A 1,968-nucleotide genomic window follows, 5' to 3' on the forward strand; every position below is an offset into this window, starting at 1 on the left:
GGGACTGCGGTGGTGAACTTGGACCAAGATCCAACGTTACAAGCTATCGTACCCCTCGTCGTTGCCCGCCTCATCCGGTTCCATCGAGTCCGCCTCTCGCTCCAATGCCCTCGCGAGCTCACGTATGACCGAGGGGTCGCATGCCTGCGAGACGAGCTCGCCGAGCGTGAGGGCCGCGTGCACGAGGAACCTGCCATCGTCGCCGGGATACGGCTCTGCGAGCGAGGGAGGGCACTCGCTGAAGAGGAGGTAGTCACCCTCCCCGTCGGGAATCTCCAGGCACGTGACGACCTCCGCCTCCGGGTTCGATCCGCGCAGGGCGTCCGCCAGCTCCGACACCTTCATCCGTGCACCCCCTATGCAGCCAGGCCAAGGTCCCGACGGTGCTGCATCGGGCTCCTGTAGCCGAGGTCGCTCTTGATCCTGACGTCACGATACCACCTCAGGTACGCGTCGAGCATCCCCATGAACTCGTCGATCGTGACACCGCTCCAGTCACAGCCGTAGAAGAACTCCGCCTTCAGCCTTCCGAAGAACCCCTCGCACCTTGCGTTGTCGGGGCTGCACCCCTTCCTGGACATCGACCTGACCAGGCCGTGCTCGTCGCATATCCTTATCCATCCGGACCAGCGATAGTGGCAGCCCCGATCCGAGTGGACCTTGGGGTGGTCGCCCTCGCCTAGCCACCCGCAGGCGCCGAGCAGCGACGAGTTGGCCATCTCGGCGTCCGGCGAGGTCGAAATCGACCAGCTCAGCGGCATGCCGTCGAAGCAGTCCACGATGGGCGAGAGGTACACCTTGCCGGCGGGGATGCGGAACTCGGTCACGTCGGTTACCCAGAGCTCGTTGGGCCCGTCGGCGCGGAAGTGGTGCTTCCCCCTCTCGTCGCGCAGCAGGTTCGGGGGCGCCTCGGAGGTCTCTCCCTCGTAGGAGCTGTAGCCGCGCTTCCTCTTGGCGGCGCGGGCGACGAGGCCCTCGTCCCTCATGATGCCGCGCACGGTCCACTCGCCGACGCCCACGGAGGCGGTGATGCGCCTGTAGCCGTACGTGCCGCCGCTGGCCTCGAACGCGGCAACGACGGCCTTCCTGGCGGCGGCATGCTCCTCGGTCTCGCCCCTCGCCTGGGCGTTCGCCGCGTACTCGTAGCTGCTCTTGGCCATGCTCACGACGGGCAGGAGCTCGCAGGGCCTATACTTGCCCCTCAGCGCCGTCACCATCGCCGCCTTCTCCGCGTTGGACAGGCGGTCCGGGTCGGCGCCTGGGTCTTTTTTTAGTATCTCGAGGGTCGCCTGCCGCACGTCGAGCTCGAGCTGCACCCTCCTGAGCTGCATCTTTGCCTCTCGCAGCATGTCCTGGAGCTCGCCGACGTCGTCGGGCAGCTCGTCGAATTCCTTGCTCACGGGAACGCCTCTCTCCTCGGTGTCCCCGACATTATCCCCCATGATTTCCCTGCGCCACATGTACGGCGCCGCGCGCGGCACGCCGTGCCTCTCGGCGATTTCCACCGCAGGCCCCGTCCGCGCCTCGAGCTCGGCCACGACCTGCACCTTCTTCTCCACGGGGACGGGATCCCGCTTCGGGTTGGGGCCCCTGTACCTGCGCTGGCCGGGGGCGAGCTCGTCGACCCACCCGCAAAGCGTCATGCGACTCTTCGGGTAGCCAAGCGCCCTCATCGTCCTCTTCAGCCTCTTGCCGTGGCTGAGGTAGTGCTCGACCGCCTCGCGCTTCTGCTCGTCTGAAAACCGCGGTTCGCGGATTATCTTGGCTATAGGGACCTCACCGGTCTCCCTGTACTCTCCCCACCAGTTCCTGAGCGTGTGCCTGTCGGGATATCCCAGCTCGGCTATCGTGTCAGCATAGCTGTGGTCGAACCCGATGAAGGTCTCTATTGCAACCCTTCGCTGCTCGGTGCTGTACATGCGGATTCCTTCCTGTTCCTATTTGGTCCAGGATTTCCACCGCAGTCCC

General features: G+C 65.5%; 2 protein-coding genes. Both read right to left on the reverse strand.

Features of this window, described 5'->3' with window-relative positions:
* Positions 1–36: 36 nt before the first annotated feature.
* Positions 37–345 (reverse strand): hypothetical protein, encoded by a 309-nt coding sequence (locus BT122_RS10620; RefSeq protein WP_072355874.1) that lies wholly within the window; start codon positions 343–345, stop codon positions 37–39.
* A gap of 11 nt (positions 346–356) precedes the next feature.
* The gene (locus BT122_RS10625) at positions 357–1,919 is read right to left on the reverse strand and encodes an IS3 family transposase (RefSeq protein WP_072355875.1); all 1,563 of its coding nucleotides are present in this window, start codon (positions 1,917–1,919) and stop codon (positions 357–359) included.
* Positions 1,920–1,968: the final 49 nt, after the last annotated feature.

The organism is Olsenella sp. kh2p3, from assembly GCA_900119625.1.
Taxonomy (GTDB): domain Bacteria; phylum Actinomycetota; class Coriobacteriia; order Coriobacteriales; family Atopobiaceae; genus Tractidigestivibacter.